The sequence below is a fragment of the Constrictibacter sp. MBR-5 genome (assembly GCF_040549485.1).
Taxonomy (GTDB): Bacteria; Pseudomonadota; Alphaproteobacteria; order JAJUGE01; family JAJUGE01; genus Constrictibacter.
The window spans coordinates 81,686-99,993 of record NZ_JBEPTK010000003.1; the positions used below are offsets into that span (position 1 = coordinate 81,686).

Here is an 18,308-nt window from a genome sequence, read left to right on the forward strand (position 1 = left end):
GGCGCCGCGATGATCGGCGGAGCGGAGATCGCACGCAACCTGCAGGGCGCCTTCCGCCTCGCCGCCCGCGACCCGTCCGGGCTCCAGTCGTTCGACACCGGCATCGACGGCTTCTGGCGCTCCTTTTTCGCCGGCGTTGTCGCGCTGCCCTTCTACGTCGCCATCCTCGCGGCGGGGCAGGCCGAACCGGGCGAGATGCCGGTTACCGTGACGGCGACGGCGTATTTCCTGACCCAGGCCATCGCCTATGTCTGCGGTTGGTTCGCCTTCCCGCTGGCGATGATCTACGTCACGCGCTTCATCGGCCGCGAGCAGTTCTACGTGTCGTACATCATCGCGGCCAACTGGTGCAGCGTCATCCCGCTGGGAGTCTTCGGCGTGCTGGCCCTGCTCGGGGCCTCCGGCACGATCCCGACCGCCGTCCTCGGCATCGTCTATTTCGGCGTGCTGATCTGGACGCTGATGTTCCACTGGTTCGTCGCGCGCACGGCCCTGCAGATCAATGGGATCGGCGCGGCCGGAATCGTGGCGCTGGACCTGCTGCTCGGGCTGATGGTTTCGGGAGCCGCGGACGCGATCGTCACCCAGCCGATGTAGCCGTTTCGTAGACGACATCGGTCAGGTAGAGGCCGTGCGGCGGCACGGTGGGGCCGGCGACACGGCGATCGCAGGCGGCGAGCACCGCCGCGACCCGGTCGACGGGCCATTTGCCCTCACCGACCAGCTTCAGCGTCCCCGTGAGAATCCGCACCTGGTTGTGCAGGAAGGAGCGCGCCGCGGCGCGCAGGTGGACCTCCTCGCCGACGCGCGTCACGGTCAGCCTGTCGAGCGTCCGGACGGGCGACTTCGCTTGGCATTCCGCGGCGCGGAAGCTGGAAAAGTCGTGCCGGCCGACGAGGCACTGCGCCGCCGCGTGCATCGCGTCGACGTCGAGCGGCGCAGGGACGTGCCAGACCTTGCCGCGATCGATCACCGGCCGCACCCTTCGGTTGAAGATCCGGTAGAGATAGGCCCGCCCGACCGCAGAGCGCCGCGCGTCGAACGCGTCGTCCACCGCCTCGGCCATGAGGATCGCAGCCGGCACCGGCTTCAGGTGATGGTTGAGCGCTTCCCGCACGGTGACCGGGTTCGTCTGGCGCGCGAGATCGAAATGCGCCACCTGCGCCAGTGCATGGACGCCGGAATCGGTGCGGCCGGCGCCCATGACGGCCGGCCGCTCACCGCAGAAGGCTTCGATCGCCTCCTCGATCGCCTGCTGCACCGACAGTCCGTTCGCCTGGCGCTGCCAGCCGACGAAGCCGGAGCCGTCATACTCGATGGTGATCTTCCAGCGCGTCACGGCGCCGGCTCGTCCCCGCGCGGAAGCCGTGTCCCCGGCGCCAGCGCGTAGCCGCGCAGGAAGGCCTCCGCATCGACGGGGGCGCGCCCGGCCCGCTGCAGGCGCAGGAGCCGCAGGCCGCCCTCGCCGCAGGCGATCGTCAGGCCCCCAGGCAGCACGGTCCCCGGGTCGCCACCCGCCGCAGGATCGGCGACGGCGTCCAGGACCTTGATCTTGGCGCCGTCGTGCACGAACCAGGTGCCCGGCCAGGGGTTGAGCGCACGCACCCGGCGATCGAGTTCCAGCGCCGGCCGCGTCCAGTCCAGCCGGCCCTCGTCGCGGCCGAGCTTGGCGGCGTAGGTGGCACCCTCGGCCGGCTGCGGTTCAGCCTTCAGCGAGCCGGCCGCCACACCCTGCATGGCCTCGACGATCAGCCGCGCACCGATCTCCGCCAGCGTGTCGTGCAGATCGCCAGCGGTCGTCCGCGGGCCGATCGGCACGCTCTCGCGCAGGAGCATGGGCCCGGTGTCGAGGCCCGCGTCCATCTGCATGATCGTGATGCCGGTCTCGTCGTCCCCGGCGAGGATGGCCCGCTGGATCGGCGCCGCACCGCGCCAGCGCGGCAGCAGCGAGCCGTGGATGTTGATACAGCCGAGGCGCGGCGCGTCGAGCACCGCCTGCGGCAGGATCAGCCCGTAGGCGGCGACGACCGCGGCATCGGCGCCGAAGGCCGCGAAATCGGCCTGCGCTGCCGGGTCGCGTAGCGTCCTGGGCGTCCGCACCGGGAGACCGTGGGCTTCGGCAAACGTCTGGACCGGCGATGGCCGTTCGGCGTGACCGCGGCCCGCCGGGCGGGGCGGCTGGGAGTAGACCGCGACGATCTCGTGCCCGGCATCGCGCAACGCCGCCAGCGCGGGCACGGCGAAGTCGGGCGTTCCCATGAAGATCAGCCGCAGCCGCTGCATCGGCTCAGCCGGCCTCCGCTTCGACCTTGCGCTGCTTGTCGAGCCTGCGGAGGATCATCTTGCGGCGCAGCGCCGACAGGTAGTCCACGTGCAGGACCCCGTCGAGATGGTCGATCTCGTGCTGGATGCAGCGCGCCAGCAGGCCGTCCGCCTCGATCTCCAGCTCCTGTCCGTTCTCGTCCAGATATCGGGCCGTGACCGCGACGGGCCGGGTCACGTCCACGTAGATTTCCGGCAGGGAGAGGCAGCCCTCGTTGGCGACGGCTTCCTCGTCGGAGGCCTTCACGATGCGCGGGTTCGCCATGCGGATCGGCTTGCGCTCGCCCTCCTCGCCGAGGTCCATCACCACCACGCGGCTGAGCACGCCGACTTGGGGTGCCGCGAGGCCGATGCCGGGCGCGTCGTACATCGTCTCGAGCATATCGTCCATGAGCCGCCGTACCCCATCGTCGACCTGGGCCACCGGTGCGCTCTTGCTCTTCAGCCGGCGGTCCGGCGCGATCACGATGGGGCGTATCGTCATGCTTCTGGGCTCTGAGGGGTCGGCACGCTACGTATGTGGCGCGGAGGACGGCGTCAAGCCGAAGGCCGCCGGTGCCGTCGGCGCAACCTGCCGCGTGTCCGCTCGTTAACCAGTCGCGCATCCGGTAGACTCACGGGCTATGTCCAGACTGATCCACTTCCCGCTGTCGCCCTATTGCCGCAAGGTCAGGATCGCCTTGCGCGAGAAGGGCATCGAGGCGGACCTCGAAACGGAGCCGGTGTGGGATCGGCGCGACACCTTCCTCGCGATCAATCCGGCCGGCACCGTGCCGGTGTTCGAGGACGAGGACGGCACCATCGTCTGTGATTCCGCCGCAATCTGCGAGTATCTGGAGGAGGTTCGTCCGGAGCCATGCCTGATCGGGCAGACACCGGCCGAACGGGCGGAAACCCGGCGCCTGGTCGCCTGGTTCGACGGCAAGTTCGCGCGCGAGGTGACCGACCAGCTCTACGGCGAGAAGGTGCTGAAACGCCTGATGCGCACCGGCGAGCCGAGCTCCGCCGCGATTCGGGCTGGCAAGCTCAACATCGTCTACCACCTCGAATATGTGGCGTGGCTCACGGAACGGCGGAACTGGCTGGGCGGGGAGGTCTTCTCGCTGGCCGACATCGTCGCGGCCGCCCATCTCTCGTCGATCGACTTTCTGGGCGACGTCCCATGGGATGCGGTCGAAGGGGCGAAGCAATGGTACCAGCGCATCAAGTCGCGCCCGAGCTTCCGGCCGCTCCTCGCCGACCAGGTCCCGGGTCTGCGTCCCCCCCGACACTATGCCGACCTCGACTTCTAGGGGTCGTCCGTCAGAAGGATTAGGACTATGCGCATCATGCCTCGCGCACTCCCGGCGGCAATGCTGGGCCTCGCCATGCTCGCCCCGCCGACGATCGCGACCGTCGCAGCCCAGCCGATGGGTCCGTACGCGCCGCCGCCCGACCAGATCGTGCTCCAGCTGACATCCGAAGGCTGGGTCGAGACCAAGACGGCCAAGCTGGTCGCCAGCGTCGAGACAGTCCTGTCCGGCGAGCAGGCCGCACAGCAGTCCGGCCGCGTGCCGCCGGTGTTCGACGAACTGGCGAAGGGCGACTGGCGGGTTACCAGTTCCGACCGGTCGCGCGACGCCAGTGGCCTGGAGCGCTGGCGCGTCACTGCCGAGGTGCGCGTTCCCGAGGGCGCGCTCGGCGGCATCTACGACAAGGCCCGCCAGCTCAGCAAGCCGGGGCAGCAGTTGGAAGTGAACCAGGTCGACTTCAGCCCAACCCTCGCCGAGCGCGAGGACACGGCGGCGAAGCTGCGGGCCGACATCTACGGCCGCGCCGCCAAGGAAGCGGCAGAAGTCGCCAAGGTTTGGCCGGATCGCGGCTTCCGCGTGCAGCGCGTCGACTTTGAGAATGCGGGCATCCCGCGGCCGATGGCCTATCAGGATCGCGGCATGAAGATGGAGCGGGCGCAGATGGCGGCCGCACCGATGGCGGCCGACGGCGGCGACATCGAAGTGTCCGAGCGTCTCGTCCTGAACGCCACGGTCGTGCTCGCCGCACCGGCGCCGCGCCCGGAGCCGGGCGAGTGGAAGCATGGCGACCGGAAGCACGACGACCGCAAGCCGGCGCCGGGCGACAAGAAGTAGGATCAGGACGATCTCCCGTCTCTTCTGCTTCGGACTCGGCTACACGGCCGGCCGGCTCGCCGACGCGGTGGCGTCGGAGGGCTGGACGGTCGCCGGCACCGGGCGGACCGCGCGTGCGGAGGCCGACCGCACCGTGCATCGATTCGAACGCGGTGCACCGCTCGACGATCCGGCCTCCTCGCTGGCCGGCGCGACGCACCTGCTCGCCTCCATTCCGCCCGACGCGGAGGGCGACACCGCCCTCGGCGTGCATGGCCGCGACATCGCGGCGGCGGCTTCGACGCTCGGCTGGATCGGCTATCTGTCGACCAGCGGCGTCTACGGCGACCACGGCGGCGCCTGGGTCGACGAGGACACGCCGCCTGCGCCGACCGGCGACCGTTCGCGGCGCCGCCTCGATGCCGAACGCGCTTGGACCGATTTCGGTCGGGCGCACGGCATCGCGGTCCATATCTTCCGGCTGCCCGGCATCTACGGCCCCGGCCGCAGCCAGCTCGACGCCGTGCGGAGCGGCCGCGCGCATCGGATCGACAAGCCGGGGCAGGTCTTCTCGCGCATCCACGTCGACGATATCGTCGCGACGTTGCGCGCTTCGATCGAGCGGCCGCGCGCCGGCGCGATCTACAACGTGGCGGACGATCTTCCGGCGCCATCGCACGAAGTCACCGCCTTCGCCTGCGATCTGCTGGGCGTCGAACCGCCGCCGCTCATCCCCTTCGCGCAGGCCGAACTGTCGCCGATGGCGCGCAGCTTCTATGCCGACAACCGCCGCGTCCGGAACGAGCGCATCAAGACCGAACTCGGCGTGACGCTACGCCACCCGGACTACCGTGCCGGACTGCGGGCGATCCTGGCCGCCGAGACCGCCGGCTGAGCAGCCGGCTCAGGCTATGCGGCGGCCGACTTCGTCGACCGTTTCGCACAGCAGGTCGAGCTCCGGCTCCTCCGACAGCCTGTGATCGCCGTTCTTGACATACACGACCCGCACATCGTCCGAGGTAAGCGTCTCGCAGAGCTTCAGCGAGAGCTGCCAGGGCACCGCGTCGTCGCGCATGCCATGCAGGATGCGCACGGGCAGGTCGAGCGGGATCGGGGCGTCCATCAGCAGGTGGCGCTTGCCGTCCTCGATGAGCGCCCGGGTGATGACGTAGGGGTCGTCCGAGTAGGCCGATGGCCGCTCGAAGCGCCCCTCGCGCGCCAGCGTCGCGCGCTGGTCGGCCGACAGCTCGCCCTCCATGCGCACGACGAAATCCGGCGCCGGTGCGACGCCGACGATGCCGGCGACCCTGTCCGTCCGACGCAGCGCCGCGAGCAGAGCGATCCAGCCGCCCATGCTGGATCCGACCAGGATCTGCGGGCCGCGCGTCACCTCGTCCAGCACGGCCACCGCGTCGGCCAGCCACAGCCCGATGGTCCCGTCCTCGAACCTGCCGCTCGAGAGGCCGTGCCCGCGATAGTCGAAGCGCGTGAACTGCTGACCGCGTCCACGGCAGAACGCCTCCAGCCGCAGCGCCTTGCCGCCCTCCATGTCGGACTTGAAGCCGCCGAGGAAGACGACACCGGGCATGCCGTTTCCGGTGGCGGCCGGCGTATGGTGATGGGCGATGCGCGTGCCGTCGGGGCGGACGAGGATGGCGGGGTCTTGCGGCATCATGGCCTCGGTCAACGGTGGCGGCGCATGGCCGCATCGTTCGAGACTGACCATTCCGGCCGCCGTCTGCAATAAAGGCGGATGAACGACACGCGCGGCAGCGGAGGGCGGACATGAGCACAGATGCCGAGAGATCCGGCGCGGCCGACCGGCAGCTTCCCCGGGACGACGAAGTCTTCCTCGACCATGTCGGCTTCTTCGTCGCCGACATGGACCGCGCCACGCAGCGGTTCGAGCGGCTCGGCTTCGCCGTGCAGCCGCAGAACACCCACTACAATGCCGGACCGGACGGCGCACTCGTGCCGGCGGGGACGGTCAACCGGCTGATCACGCTGCGGATCGGCTATCTGGAGATCCTCGCCGCCAATCTCGATACGCCGCTCGCCGCCCAGCTGCGCCGGAGCCTCGACCGCTACGAGGGCCTGCACCTCGTCGCACTCGGCCATGCCGACGTACCGGCGCAGGAAGCGCGCCTGCGCGCCGCGGGCATGCCGACGCAGCCGGCGGTGCGCCTGCGCCGGCCGCTCGATTCGATGCCCGAGAAACCGCTGGTCGGCTTCCACGTGCTGCGCACCGAACCTGGCGTCATGCCCGAGGGCCGGGCGCAGTATTGCGGCCACGAGACACCGGAGCTCGTCTGGCTGCCCGGCTGGGCGGAACATCCCAACGGCGCCGAGGCGCTCACCGACTTCCTGATCGTCGAGGCAGACCCGGCGGAAGCGGCCGGCCGGTTCGCCACCTTCTCCGGACGGCCCCCTGTCGCGGAAGGCCCGGGGCAGTATGCGATCGCACTCGATCGGGGGCGTCTCACGATCTGCGACACGGATGTGGCGGCGCGCATGCTTCCGGGCTTCAAGGCGGCCGCGCTGCCCTTCGAGGCGGCGGTGGCACTGCAGGTGAACGATCCGGTGCGCACCCTCTCGCTCCTGCGGGACCGCGGCGTCGCCGCCGACCTGCTGGCGCCCGACCTGGTGCAGGTCGTTCCGGCGGACGGCATGGGTGCCCATATCCTGTTCCACGGCCCGGAGGTGGCGCCGGTCTGGCGGAGGCTGCCGCGCCGCTGAGGCCGCCGGTACCGCTTCCCTTAACGAGCCGGGGATCGCATGGGAGACAAGTTCCGCTTCAACCCGTGGCACATCGTGATCGCGCTGTTCGCGGTGATGATCGTCAACACCTTCCTGCATCAGAGCCGGACGGTCGAAACGATCCCCTACAGCACCTTCCGCAGCTATCTCGATCGAGGGCTGATCAAGGAGGTGCAGGTCGGCGAGACCTATATCGAGGGTGCGTTCCGCGAGCCGCAGGAGGGGAAGCCCCGCTTCGTCACGACCCGGGTGGATCCACGCATCGCCGACGAACTGGCGGAGAAGGGCGTCACGGTCACCGGCGCCGTCGAGAGCAGCCTGCTGCGCGACATCCTGTCGTGGATCATGCCCGTCCTGCTGATCTTCGGCCTCTGGATGTTCATCATCCGCAAGATGTCCGACCGCCAGGGGCTCGGCGGCTTCATGTCGGTCGGCAAGAGCCGCGCCAAGATCTACGTCGAGACGGATACCAAGGTGAGCTTCGACGACGTCGCCGGGGTCGACGAAGCGAAGGAGGAACTGCACGAGATCATCGACTTCCTGAAGGACCCCGAACGCTACGGCCGGCTGGGCGCGCACATTCCGAAGGGCGTCCTGCTCGTCGGTCCTCCCGGCACCGGCAAGACGCTCCTGGCGCGGGCGGTCGCCGGCGAGGCGGGCGTGCCCTTCTTCTCGATCAGCGGCTCCGAGTTCGTCGAGATGTTCGTCGGCGTTGGCGCCGCCCGGGTGCGCGACCTGTTCGAACAGGCGCGGCAGAAGGCGCCGGCCATCATCTTCATCGACGAACTCGACGCGCTGGGCCGGGCACGCGGCGCGATGGGGGCCGTCGGCGGACATGACGAGCGTGAGCAGACCCTGAACCAGCTCCTCACCGAACTGGACGGATTCGATCCGACCGTCGGGCTGGTCCTGATCGCGGCGACCAACCGGCCGGAGATCCTCGACCCGGCGCTGCTGCGGGCGGGACGTTTCGACCGGCAGGTCCTGGTCGACAGGCCGGATCGGGGCGGGCGTCTTCAGATCCTGCGCGTCCATATCGGCAAGGTGAAACTCGACGCCGATGTCGACCTGGAAAAGGTGGCAGCCATGACCACCGGCTTCAGCGGGGCGGACCTCGCCAACCTGGTCAACGAAGCGGCGCTGCTCGCGACGCGGCGCAGTGCGGAGACGGTGGGCGCGCGGGACTTCGATGCGGCGCTGGAGCGGATCGTGGCCGGGCTGGAGAAGCGGAACCGCCTGCTGAACCCGGTCGAGCGGCGGATCGTGGCCTATCACGAGATGGGCCACGCGCTCGTCGCCCGCGCGGTTCCGGGTGTCGACACCGTGCACAAGGTATCGATCATTCCGCGCGGCGTCGGTGCCCTCGGCTATACGATCCAGCGGCCCACGGAGGATCGCTACCTGATGACCGAGGCGGAACTCCGGAACAAGATCGCGGTGCTGCTGGGCGGCCGTGCGGCGGAGAAAGTGGTGTTCGGCCACCTCTCCACCGGGGCCGCCGACGATCTGGCCCGGGTCACCGATATCGCCCGCAGCATGGCGACCCGCTACGGCATGGACGAAGCCCTCGGCTCCGTCGCCTACGACAGGGAGCACGGCTTCCTCGGGCAGCCGGCATCGCCGCTGTTTCCCGAGCATGATTACAGTGAGGAGACGGCCCGCCGCATCGACGAGGCGGTGCGGCAGATCGTGAACGAGTCGTTCGAACGCGCGGCCGCGATCCTGACACGCAACCGCGCGGTACTCGACCGCTGCGCGGCGGCGCTGCTGGAGCGGGAGACCCTCGAGGAGCGGGACCTGCTGGAACTCACCCACGACCTGCAGGCGGAGCAGGCCACACCGGGCGCGGCATGAAAAAGGCCTCGCCGGGAGCCGGCGAGGCCTTCGTTCGATCCGGACGAGCCGTGGTCAGACGACCGATTCGACCCACTGGAACAGCTGGCTCTTCGGCATGTTGCCGATCTTCGTCGCCGCCACTTGGCCGTCCTTGAACAGCATCAGCGTCGGGATGCCGCGCACGCCGTAGCGATTCGGCGTCTGCGGGTTCTCGTCGATGTTCAGCTTCACCACTTCGACCTGGGCGGCCATCTCGGAGGACAGCTCCTCCAGATGCGGCGCGATCGCCTTGCAGGGGCCGCACCATTCGGCCCAGAAGTCGACGAGCACCGGCTTTGTCGCCTTCAGCACGTCCTGCTCGAAGCTCGCGTCGCTCACCGGCTTCGTCATCTGCGCACTCTCCTTCGTCGTCGCCTGCGGCGCTCTGCACCGAGGCCACCGTTGAAGCCAAAGCTAGGCACGCCCCATGACAGCGTCAAGCCGAGCCGCCCCCGCCCGGCCCTAAGCCGGCTCGTACCGGTCGAGCAGTGTGTCCGGCAGCGGCATCAGCCGCGGCGTCTCCGTCCAGAGCAGGGCGCAACGAACCGGCATTCCGGGATAGATGCTGCGCAGCAGCGCGCGATAGGCGGCCATCTGGCGCAGATAGACCGGCGATACCCGTTCGGCGGTCGCCGGCGGCGGACGGTTGCTCTTGTAGTCGACGATCAGCACATTGCCGGCGTCGACCGCCAGCCGGTCGATCTGGCCGGAGAAGGCGACGGTGCCGACCGTGCCGGCGACGGCCACCTCGGCGCGCGAACCGGGTGCGAAGACCGGCGCGAAATCCGGATGATCCAGCACCGCCAGCGCTTCCGCCACGATTTCCGCGCGCCCGTCGTCGGAGACCTCCCGCCCCGCCCTCGCGAGATAGCGCGCCGCCGCAGCCGGGCGAGCGGCAGGTTCGAGATCGGGCAGCGTCTGGAGCAGACGGTGGATCAGCAGGCCGCGACGGAACCGCATGCCGTCGTCGGTGCCGAGCGGCGACTGCGCCGGCGGCCCGCTCTCCTCGTCCTCGCCGTACGACGGGGCCAGCGGCCGCGCCGAGGGTTCGACGATGGCGGCGGCGGATGCCCAGGCCGGCAGCGGCTCCTCTGCGGCGGGCGTGGCCCGAACCGCAGCAGCGGTCGGCGGCGGGGCCTCCTGGAGACCCCGCAGCCTCAGCCCCCGGCCGGACCAGCCGCCCTCGATCGTCTCGGAAAAGTCGAAGTCGACGGCCTCGGCGATCCCGCTCAGGCCGGCAGCGACCAGGCCGTACCAGCTGTCCGCGGCCACTTTGTCCGGATCTGGGCACCAGCCGCAGACATAGAGCCTGTCCTCGGCGCGGGTGAGGGCGACGTAGAGCAGGCGGCGATACTCCTCGCGGTCGCGTATCGCCGCCGCCTCGCGCACCGCGCGGCTGACGGGGTCGTCCATGTCCTTGCGCGGCGGCCAGAGGACGATGTCCTCGCCATCCTCGCGCGCCACCCAGAAGGGCGGCTTGCGCGCCACCGGCAGCCGGGCGGTGTCCGGCATGATCACGATCGGCGCCTGGAGGCCCTTGGCGCCGTGCACCGTGATGATGCGGACCTGGTCGCGCTCGCCCTGCTCCATGTCGCGCTTCACCTCGTCCTGGCCCACCTCCATCCACTGGACGAAGCCCTGCAGGGACGGCGGGTGCAGCCGCTCGTAGGCGAGCGCCTGGGCGAGGAAGACGTCGATGGGGTCGTTCGCCTCGGCGCCGAGCCGGGCGAGCAGGCGCTCGCGGCCGCGCCGCGGCCCGAGCAGGTCGGCGAACAGTTCGTAGGGCCGCAGGACGTCTGCCTGCGCCAGCATCGCCGCGAGGACCGCATGCGCCGCCTCGTAAGCCGAGCCGGGCGACGCCGCCGCGACCTCGCCCAGCCGCCGCCACAGCGTACCCTGCCGTTCGGCGGCGAGCGCGAAGAGCTGGTCCTCGTCCAGGCCGCCGAGCGGGCTCTTCAGCACGACCGCGAGGGTGAGGTCGTCTTCCGGCATCAGCAGAAAGCGCGCCAGCGCCATCAGGTCGGCGACGGCCAGCTGCTCCGCCAGCCGCATCCGGTCGACGCCGGCGACCGGCACGTCGCGCCGCTTCAGCTCGCGGACCAGGGCGTCGATGAAGCCGGTCCGGCGGCGCACCAGGACCATGACGTCGCCCGCACGGATCGGGCGGCCCCGTGCCTCCAGCGTCTCGCCACGCGCGATCCAGCCGGCGATGGTGGCGGCGATCAGTTCGGCGAGACGCGACTCCGGCGCGGGCGAGGAGACGTAGCGGATCGGCGCCTCCCAGGGAGAGGCCGGCTCGCCGGGCAGATCGCCGACCAGCGGCCAGACTTCGACCAGGCCGGCCTGACCGGCGCGATGCGGATGGTGGCGCAGCGGCGCACCGGGCGGCACGACGCCCGCGGCGACCGTCTCGTCGGCGAACACCGCGTCCACCGCCTGCAGCACGGCCGGCACCGAGCGGAAGGAGACGTCGAGTCCGACATCCTCCCAGATCTTCTCCGCTCCCCGGCTGCGGTCGCGGAACATCGCCTGCATGGCCGCGAACCGGGCCGGGTCGGCGCGCTGGAAACTGAAGATCGACTGTTTCGGGTCGCCGACCGCGAAGATCGTGCGCTCGCCCTCGCGCGCCCCGGCACCGGCGAAGAACTCGCCGGCCAGCGCTTCGACCACGGCCCATTGGTCCGGATTGGTGTCCTGGCCCTCGTCGATCAGGACATGGTCGACGCCGCCGTCGAGCTTGTACTGCACCCAGCCGGCGGCACCGCTCTCCAGAAGATGGCGGCTGCGCAGCACCAGATCGTCGAAGTCGAGTATGCCGCGTCGTCGCTTGCGCTCGTCGTAGACGTCGAGCTGCGCCATCGCGAGCGTCGCCAGCGCCACCGTCGCATCGGCCACCGCCGCCGCATTGCACATTCCGCACAGCGCCTGCAGGCGCTCGGCCTCGGCCCGCAGGATGGCGTCGGCGTCGGGGAAGTGCTTCAGGACGGGCTTCGTGGCGAGCGTCTTGCGGATGTCGCCCGTGCCCGTGAAGAAGATCGACCGGTAGGCGTCGAAGCCGGCCACGCGGCCGTCGGGCGCCGCCAGCCAGGCGCGCAGCGCCTCCGCGCGCTTCGCGTCCGCCTCGCCGCCGCGTTCGAGGGCGGCGCAGACGCTCCGCAGCCCTTCACCGTCCAGAGCATCGTCGGAGCAGCCCTCGGCCATCATCTCGGCGAGCGTCGCGTCGCGCGGCAGGCCGAGTGCGGCGCGGATCTCCGCAGCCATTCCCTCGACACCGCCCGCGGTCTCGGCGAGCCGCAGCAGCCGTCCGCGCTCGGCGATCAGCGCGCGCATCAGATCGTCGAAAGCGAGTTCGCCGACCCGGCCGGTCACCCGCTGCAGCAGGTCGGCGAGCGCCCCCTCCGGCTCGGCTCCCGCCCGGCGCAGCACCGTGTCGCGCGCCGCGCGCAGCTCGTCCTGCGCAGTTCGGTCGTCCGACACGTCGAAATGCGGCGCCACGCCCGCCTCGATCGGGAAGCGCCGCAGCATGCTCTGGCAGAAGGCGTGCACCGTTTCGATCGTCGGGCCGCCGCGCGCATCCAGCACGGCCGCGAACAGGCGGCGTGCGCGCGTCGTCACGGCCTCGTCGGGCGGCGCGCCCAGCAGGTCGGCCAGCGCCGCGCTCAGCGCCGGTTCCGACGCGGTTGCCCACTCGCCCAGGCGGCGGCGCAGGCGCACGTCCATTTCCGCGGCTGCCGCCTTGGTGAAGGTCAGGCACAGGATGCGCTCCGGGGCCGTGCCCTGCAGCAGCAGGCGCAGCACGCGGTCGGTCAGCACCTTGGTCTTGCCCGACCCGGCCGACGCCGTCACCCAGACGGACCGGTCCGGTGCGGCCGCCGTGCGCTGTGCCAGGTTGGGGTCGATCCGGATCGGCGGCGTGTTCATTCGTCGCCCCCGCCGCCGCGGCCCCACTCGGCGACCCGTGCCAGGTGCGCATAGTCGCTGAAGCGCGGCACCAGGTCCGGACGCGGCTGCGACAGGTAGGGCGTCTCCTCGCGGTCGAAGGCGGCGACATAGGCGGCCAGTCCCGTCTCGGCCGCATCGGTCAGCTCCGCCGGCACGGCCTTCCTGCCGCCCGCCGGCTGCACCTCGCCGGCCGGATCGCCGCCGCTAAGGCGCCAGTAGGCGAGTTCGGCGACGGCGCCCGCCGCGATGTCCTGGAAGCCGCCCTGCCGGGCGATCACCGCCTCGAGCGCCAGCTGCGGCGCAGCCCCCACCGCGACCAGCGCCGCCCGCGGCAGGCTGCCTGTCTTGTAGTCGACGATTGCCAGGCTGCCGTCGGGCAAACGGTCGATACGGTCGGCCTTGCCGTGCAGTTCGAACGGACCGCCGGGGGCAGCTATGGTGATGCTGCCCCGCCGCTCGGTGCCGATCTTCAACGGCACCTGCCGGCGCAGCCGCTCCTGCTCGACGAACCATGCGGCGATGCGCTCGAAGCGCGGCCACCAGAATGCCTGGATACCGGGCCGTCCCATCGCTGGCTCGAAGACCGCCCGGCCGATGGCGATCAGCCGGTCGACGGCGTCGGGCGGCAGCCGCTCCGGCCAGTCGCGCACGAAACGGTCGAGCGCCTCGTGGATGAACTCGCCGCGCTCCGGCGCCCCCGGCTCGGCATCGAGCGGATCGAGCACCCGCAGGCCCAGGACATGGCGCGCATAGACCGCGTAGGGATCGCGGATCCACGTCTCGATCTGGGTCACCGACAGGCGGCGCGGACGCAGGCGCAGCGGCGGACAGGGCCGCGGCGGTTCGATCGGCATCGGGCGACCCACCGGCCGGTCGAGCGCCTCGGCCCAGGCGAGCCAGCGCTGGCCGTCGCCGATCGGCCCCTCGCGGCCGGCCGCGCGCAGCACCGCGTCCAGCCGCATCAGCCAGCGCGACGGCACCGTCGGCGTGCCCTCGACACGCATCGCCCGGGTCAGCGTGACGCGCGGCGCGCCGAAGGCCTGGACGAAGTCGTGCGCCGACAGGCCCGCCTTGCGTTCGGCCGGCGGCAGGCCGAACGCCGCGCGCATCGGCCGGCTCATCCACGGGTCGGCCGGCACCTCCGGCGGCCAGGTGCCTTCGTTCAGTCCGCCGAGGATCATGTGGTCGGCGTGCTGGATGCGCGCCTCCAGCGTGCCCCAGATGGCGAGCCGCGGGTGCCGGCCCCAGCGCGGCCGCACCGCGGTGCCCGCGAGCAGCGCCTCGAAAAGGCCGGGATAGTCGCGCCCGGCGATCCGGTCGAAGCCGCGCGCCGCCGACATCAGTTCGGCGACGAAGTTCGCCGCCGTCTCCCCCGCCTCGCCGGCCCAGAGCGCCCGTCCGTCCTCGGCGTCCGCCGCCTGCGCGAGCGCTTCGGCACAGCCGATATGCGCGCGGACCAGGTCCTCGACCGGGACGTAGCGTGCACCGGCCAGGCTCATGAAGGGTTGCAGCAGGTCGCGCAGCCGGCGCACGAAGCCGGCGCTGGCGAGCAGGCGGCGCCGCTGCCGTTCGTCGGGCCTCTCCCCGCTGCGCGCCAGCTTCGCCTCGGACGCCAATGTCGCGAGCAGGCCGTGCAGGCCCGGCTCCGGCCGCGGCCCGCGCAGGACCACGCGCTCCAGTTCCCGCGTGCGGCGCCGGAACAGCGCCGGGTCCATGCCGCCCGCCGCCAGAGGATGCTTCAGCAGCGCCAGCAGCGGCACCGGTGCCGCATCCTCTGCCGCCATGCGCGCCAGCAGCCGGAGGAAGGTGCCCGGCGGCGTGCCGCCCAGGTCGACGCCGGCGGAATCGTCGACCTCGATGTTCCAGCGCCGCAGTTCGGCCGACACGCGACGCGCGAGGCCGCGGTCCGGCGTCACCAGCACCGCATTGCCTTCCGGCCGCTCCAACTCGGCCCGCAGCAGCAGCGCGATCGTCCGCGCCTCCTCCTCGGTGCCCGGCGCGTCGATCCGCATGACGCCGTCGAGCGCCGCGCTCACCTCGTCCGGCGGTATCGGTGCGGTGCGCCACCCGGCCGTGGTCGCCGCCGGCTCCATCGTCCGCGACAGCAGGCGCGCGCGCGCCTGCGCCCCCGCCGCGCGCCCGTCGTCCCAGGCCAGCACGTCCCGCCGCGCGACACCCAGCTTGGCCAGAAGCTGCTTCATCGCGTGCTGCGGATGCCCCGCTTCAGGCTGCTCCCCGTCCAGCGCCTCCCACGCGTCGTCGGCGAGATGCGGGTCGAGCCCCGGCAGCACGACGCAGCCCTGCGGCAGGCTTGCCACCACCCCCAGCAGGTCCGCCGTCGCCGGCATCGTGCCGGTGGTGCCCGCCGCGACCACCGCATCCCCCGGCGGATCGTGCCGCCAGAGTTCGGCCTGTGCCGCGATCAGCCGGTTGCGCCGGTCGGCCGGGTCGAGCGCCTGTTCGTCGGCGAGGATGTCCGGCCAGTGCCGCGTCAGCACCTGGAGAAAGCGCAGCGTCAGCTGCCAGTGGCTCGCATAGCGGTCGGGTACCAGCCCGGCGAGCCCGTCGAACGACAGCCGCTCGATCTGCACCGAGTCGAGCAGCCGCGCCAGTTCCTCGGCCAACCGCGCCGCCTGGTCGGGACTCGTCTCCTCCACCCGCATGATGGCGCGCGTCAGCAGCAGGCGTCGGCGCAGCGAGCCGATCGCCGGCGGCAGGTCGAGCGCGCCGATACCCGGCGGCTCGTCCTCGGCACGCAGTTCGAGTTCGTCCTCGTCGAGGTCGCCCAGCGGGCGCATCGCCGGAAGGGCCAGCGGCCGGCCGCCGGTGGCGCGCAGGAAGGCGCCGGCGAGCGCCCGGCAGGCGCGGCGGTTCGGCAGCAGCACCGTCGTCCGCGCCAGCGCCAATGGGTCGCCGCCGCCGCGCCGCAGGAGCCCTTCCGCCAGGGAGTCGACGAAGGATCGCCCCGGCGGGATGTTGTAGACCGTGGCGCCTCGCGCGGCTTCGATCAGAACAGCCTCCCCTGGCCCGCCTCCCCCATCTCGGTGCGGGCGCGCTCCAGCCGCGCCGGCGTCCCGGCATCGAGCCAGATGCCGTCATGCACGATACCGTAGAGGCGTTCGGCCTCCTGCACCGCGTCCCAGATGCGGTTGAACGAGAAGGCGCCGCCGGGCGTGCCCTCGAAAACCCGGGGATGGATCAGCTGGACGCCGGTATAGAGGAACGGCGCCACCGCCCATTCCGGCCGCCGCGTCAGCCGGCCGGCGGGGTCGCACAGGAAGTCGCCCTGGCCGGCATAGCCGAAGGTCCGCACCGTCGGATAGAGCAGGAGCAGCGCGTCCATGCGCTCCGGATCCCACACCGCCGCCATCCGCTCCAGCGCACGCTCGGCGCCGACCTCCCAGATGAGATCGGAATTGGTGACGAAGAACGGCTCCTCGCCCAGCAGCGGCAGGGCGTTCTTCACGCCGCCGCCCGTGTCCAGCAGGTCCGCCTCGCGCGAGATCGCGATCTCCGGCGCCGACCGCCGGGCCAGATGCGCCTCGATCAGTTCCGCGCGGTGATGCGTGTTCACCACCACCCGCTCGACGCCGGCCGACGCCAGGAGATCGATCGCGTGGTCGATCAGCGGCTTGCCGCCGACCGCGACCAGCGGCTTCGGCGGCAGGTCCGGGATGGCGGCGAGACGGGTTCCGCGGCCGGCCGCCAGGACCATGCCGGTGCGGACCCGGTCGGAACGCGGCATCGTGCCCTCGCGCGGGGCTGGGCTCGGTGTTTCGTCCATGGCGGCAGTCTACCCGATTTCCGGAATGCGGCGCTGTTCCGCCGGCACATGCTTCGCGAGCCAGGCCGCGACCGGCGCCAGCGCCGGCTCGGACAGGTTCTGCTCCAGCAGACGCCATAGCCGCGGGATATGGCAGAGATAGGCAGGCATCAGGTCGCGCACCGCCTTGCGAGCGAAGATGCCCAGGACCTTGGTGTGGCGCTGCGCGCCGAGCACCCTGTAGGCGGTCATGAAGGCGCCGCGGTCGAGGTCGCGCCGCGCCGCGAAATAGCGCTGCTGCATTGCCGCCTGCAGGTCGGGCGCGATGTCGCGCCGCGCATCCTCCAGCAGCGACATCAGATCGTAGGCCGGATGACCGATCACCGCGTCCTGAAAGTCGAGCAGGCCGCACGACGCGATGCCCGTCCGGTCGCGCAGCAGCATCAGGTTGTCCACATGGAAGTCGCGCAGCACGAGGGTGTCGGGTGGCGCGTCAGGCGCGCCCGTCACCGCGGCCAGCGCGGACGCCCAGGCATCGACGAAGTCGATCCGCGCGATGGGATCGACCGCATGCCCCGTGACCGACGGCAGGTACCAGTCGGTGAACAGCACCGCCTCGTCGAGAAGTTTGTCCGTGTCGTAGCGCGGCACGTCCACATCGACGGCCGCCGGCCGCACCTGGAGCGCGGCCAGCACGTCGACCGCCACCGCGTAGAGCGCCGTCTCGTCGGCGCCGCGCGCCAGCAGCCGCGTGTAGGTGTCGTCGCCGAAATCCTCGATGACGAGGAAGCCCTCCTCCTCATCGGCGGCCATCACCTCCGGCACGCTGACGCCCATGCGGCGCAGGTGCCGGGCCAGCTTCACGAAGGGCCGCACATCCTCCATCGGCGGCGGCGCGTCCATCAGCATCGCGTGGCGGCCGTCGTCGCAGGTCAGCCGCTCGTAGCGCCGGAACGAACAGTCGACCGGCAGCGGGTCGCGGCCGCAGCCGCCCCAGCCACTGTCGTCGAGGAAGCGGTCGATGAGCAATCCGCGGCTCATGCCGGCACCGCCTCGACCAGCCGGCGCCCGCGTTCGCCGAAGCCGATCATCGCCGCCACCCGCGCATCCTCGCCCGCGCCGAAGCGCAGCGCGAGGTCGAGCCGGTCGGCCGGCAGCAAGCTGCCGAGCCGCTCCGGCCACTCGATCAGGACGATGCCCTCGGCCATCGCCTCGTCCAGTCCGAGTTCATAGGCGTCGGCCGACCGGTCGAGCCGGTACAGGTCGAAGTGCCAGACGTCGCCGATCGGCATTTGATAGGTCTGCACCAGGGTAAAGGTCGGACTCGGCACCTCGGTGGCGCCGGCGCCGCCGGACATCACTTCGCGGGCCCGGATGAAAGCCCGCGCGAAGGCGGTCTTGCCGGCGCCCAGGTCGCCGCGCAGCGCGATCACGTCGCCCGGACGCGCCGCCTTCGCCAGTGTCTCCGCCAGTGCAGCGGTCGCCTCCGGTCCCGCCAGGGCCACGTCGCGCCGCACCGAATCGTCAGGGATTTCCATCGATCC

Annotated in this window: 16 protein-coding genes; 6 read left to right on the forward strand and 10 right to left on the reverse strand. The window is 71.5% G+C overall.

Annotated features, from left to right (window positions below):
* Positions 1–9 precede the first annotated feature (9 nt).
* Positions 10–597, forward strand: coding sequence for a hypothetical protein (locus tag ABIE65_RS07385; protein ID WP_354076737.1), 588 nt, complete (start codon positions 10–12; stop codon positions 595–597).
* Here the strand turns inward: ABIE65_RS07385 and truA are convergent.
* The 3 genes from truA to def are packed head-to-tail and all read right to left on the reverse strand — an operon-like array spanning position 581 to position 2,806.
* The gene (gene truA, locus ABIE65_RS07390) at positions 581–1,339 is read right to left on the reverse strand and encodes a tRNA pseudouridine(38-40) synthase TruA (protein ID WP_354076738.1); all 759 of its coding nucleotides are present in this window, start codon (positions 1,337–1,339) and stop codon (positions 581–583) included. The genes ABIE65_RS07385 and truA overlap by 17 nt on opposite strands.
* Positions 1,336–2,283 carry a methionyl-tRNA formyltransferase gene (fmt, locus tag ABIE65_RS07395; RefSeq protein ID WP_354076740.1) on the reverse strand — a complete coding sequence of 316 codons (948 nt, stop codon included), beginning with the start codon at positions 2,281–2,283 and terminating at the stop codon, positions 1,336–1,338. Before fmt ends, truA begins: the two co-directional genes overlap by 4 nt.
* A gap of 4 nt (positions 2,284–2,287) precedes the next feature.
* Positions 2,288–2,806 (reverse strand): peptide deformylase, encoded by a 519-nt coding sequence (def, locus tag ABIE65_RS07400; RefSeq protein ID WP_354076742.1) that lies wholly within the window; start codon positions 2,804–2,806, stop codon positions 2,288–2,290.
* 139 nt (positions 2,807–2,945) lie between these two features.
* On the opposite strand from def, the gene ABIE65_RS07405 reads away from it, so the two are divergent.
* From ABIE65_RS07405 to ABIE65_RS07415, 3 genes are read left to right on the forward strand one after another with little or no spacing between them, the layout of a single operon-like run.
* On the forward strand, positions 2,946–3,614 hold the full coding sequence (locus ABIE65_RS07405) for a glutathione S-transferase family protein (RefSeq protein ID WP_354076744.1): 669 nt from the start codon (positions 2,946–2,948) through the stop codon (positions 3,612–3,614).
* A gap of 36 nt (positions 3,615–3,650) precedes the next feature.
* Entirely contained in the window at positions 3,651–4,448 is a 798-nt protein-coding gene (locus ABIE65_RS07410; RefSeq protein WP_354076746.1) for an SIMPL domain-containing protein, read from the forward strand.
* Positions 4,396–5,322, forward strand: a complete 927-nt coding sequence (locus tag ABIE65_RS07415; RefSeq protein ID WP_354076748.1) for an SDR family oxidoreductase — start codon at positions 4,396–4,398, stop codon at positions 5,320–5,322. The genes ABIE65_RS07410 and ABIE65_RS07415 overlap by 53 nt, the downstream gene beginning before the upstream one ends.
* A 9-nt stretch (positions 5,323–5,331) precedes the next feature.
* On the opposite strand, the gene ABIE65_RS07420 is transcribed toward ABIE65_RS07415, so the two are convergent.
* Complete coding sequence (locus tag ABIE65_RS07420) at positions 5,332–6,099, reverse strand: alpha/beta hydrolase (protein WP_354076750.1); 768 nt, start codon at positions 6,097–6,099, stop codon at positions 5,332–5,334.
* Between the two features lie 113 nt (positions 6,100–6,212).
* Between ABIE65_RS07420 and ABIE65_RS07425 the strand changes: the two genes are divergently transcribed.
* Positions 6,213–7,163 carry a VOC family protein gene (locus ABIE65_RS07425; protein WP_354076752.1) on the forward strand — a complete coding sequence of 317 codons (951 nt, stop codon included), beginning with the start codon at positions 6,213–6,215 and terminating at the stop codon, positions 7,161–7,163.
* 39 nt (positions 7,164–7,202) lie between these two features.
* Positions 7,203–9,038: an ATP-dependent zinc metalloprotease FtsH gene (gene ftsH / locus ABIE65_RS07430; protein ID WP_354076754.1), complete on the forward strand. Its 1,836-nt coding sequence runs from the start codon at positions 7,203–7,205 to the stop codon at positions 9,036–9,038.
* A gap of 54 nt (positions 9,039–9,092) precedes the next feature.
* Here ftsH and trxA read toward each other — a convergent pair whose 3' ends face one another.
* The 6 genes from trxA to tsaE form a co-directional block, all read right to left on the reverse strand.
* Positions 9,093–9,410: a thioredoxin gene (trxA, locus tag ABIE65_RS07435; protein ID WP_354076755.1), complete on the reverse strand. Its 318-nt coding sequence runs from the start codon at positions 9,408–9,410 to the stop codon at positions 9,093–9,095.
* A 111-nt stretch (positions 9,411–9,521) separates the two neighbouring features.
* On the reverse strand, positions 9,522–12,980 hold the full coding sequence (addA, locus tag ABIE65_RS07440; RefSeq protein ID WP_354076757.1) for a double-strand break repair helicase AddA: 3,459 nt from the start codon (positions 12,978–12,980) through the stop codon (positions 9,522–9,524).
* Entirely contained in the window at positions 12,977–16,012 is a 3,036-nt protein-coding gene (gene addB, locus ABIE65_RS07445; RefSeq protein ID WP_354077413.1) for a double-strand break repair protein AddB, read from the reverse strand. Before addB ends, addA begins: the two co-directional genes overlap by 4 nt.
* Positions 16,009–16,746 (reverse strand): nucleotidyltransferase family protein, encoded by a 738-nt coding sequence (locus ABIE65_RS07450; protein WP_354076759.1) that lies wholly within the window; start codon positions 16,744–16,746, stop codon positions 16,009–16,011. Before ABIE65_RS07450 ends, addB begins: the two co-directional genes overlap by 4 nt.
* 48 nt (positions 16,747–16,794) lie before the next feature.
* Entirely contained in the window at positions 16,795–17,805 is a 1,011-nt protein-coding gene (locus tag ABIE65_RS07455; RefSeq protein WP_354076761.1) for an aminoglycoside phosphotransferase family protein, read from the reverse strand.
* Positions 17,802–18,302 (reverse strand): tRNA (adenosine(37)-N6)-threonylcarbamoyltransferase complex ATPase subunit type 1 TsaE, encoded by a 501-nt coding sequence (gene tsaE / locus ABIE65_RS07460; protein WP_354076763.1) that lies wholly within the window; start codon positions 18,300–18,302, stop codon positions 17,802–17,804. The genes ABIE65_RS07455 and tsaE overlap by 4 nt, the downstream gene beginning before the upstream one ends.
* Between the last annotated feature and the right edge of the window lie 6 nt (positions 18,303–18,308).

Coding starts and splice junctions, on each gene's coding strand:
- ABIE65_RS07405 (WP_354076744.1), top strand. CDS start 2,946: ATGTCCAGACTGATCCACTTCCCGCTGTCGCCCTATTGCCGCAAGGTC.
- addA (WP_354076757.1), bottom strand. CDS start 12,980: ATGAACACGCCGCCGATCCGGATCGACCCCAACCTGGCACAGCGCACG.
- ABIE65_RS07385 (WP_354076737.1), top strand. CDS start 10: ATGATCGGCGGAGCGGAGATCGCACGCAACCTGCAGGGCGCCTTCCGC.
- ABIE65_RS07420 (WP_354076750.1), bottom strand. CDS start 6,099: ATGCCGCAAGACCCCGCCATCCTCGTCCGCCCCGACGGCACGCGCATC.
- fmt (WP_354076740.1), bottom strand. CDS start 2,283: ATGCAGCGGCTGCGGCTGATCTTCATGGGAACGCCCGACTTCGCCGTG.
- ABIE65_RS07455 (WP_354076761.1), bottom strand. CDS start 17,805: ATGAGCCGCGGATTGCTCATCGACCGCTTCCTCGACGACAGTGGCTGG.
- ABIE65_RS07450 (WP_354076759.1), bottom strand. CDS start 16,746: ATGCCGCGTTCCGACCGGGTCCGCACCGGCATGGTCCTGGCGGCCGGC.
- ABIE65_RS07425 (WP_354076752.1), top strand. CDS start 6,213: ATGAGCACAGATGCCGAGAGATCCGGCGCGGCCGACCGGCAGCTTCCC.
- trxA (WP_354076755.1), bottom strand. CDS start 9,410: ATGACGAAGCCGGTGAGCGACGCGAGCTTCGAGCAGGACGTGCTGAAG.
- def (WP_354076742.1), bottom strand. CDS start 2,806: ATGACGATACGCCCCATCGTGATCGCGCCGGACCGCCGGCTGAAGAGC.
- ftsH (WP_354076754.1), top strand. CDS start 7,203: ATGGGAGACAAGTTCCGCTTCAACCCGTGGCACATCGTGATCGCGCTG.
- tsaE (WP_354076763.1), bottom strand. CDS start 18,302: ATGGAAATCCCTGACGATTCGGTGCGGCGCGACGTGGCCCTGGCGGGA.
- ABIE65_RS07410 (WP_354076746.1), top strand. CDS start 3,651: ATGCCTCGCGCACTCCCGGCGGCAATGCTGGGCCTCGCCATGCTCGCC.
- ABIE65_RS07415 (WP_354076748.1), top strand. CDS start 4,396: ATGGCGACCGGAAGCACGACGACCGCAAGCCGGCGCCGGGCGACAAGA.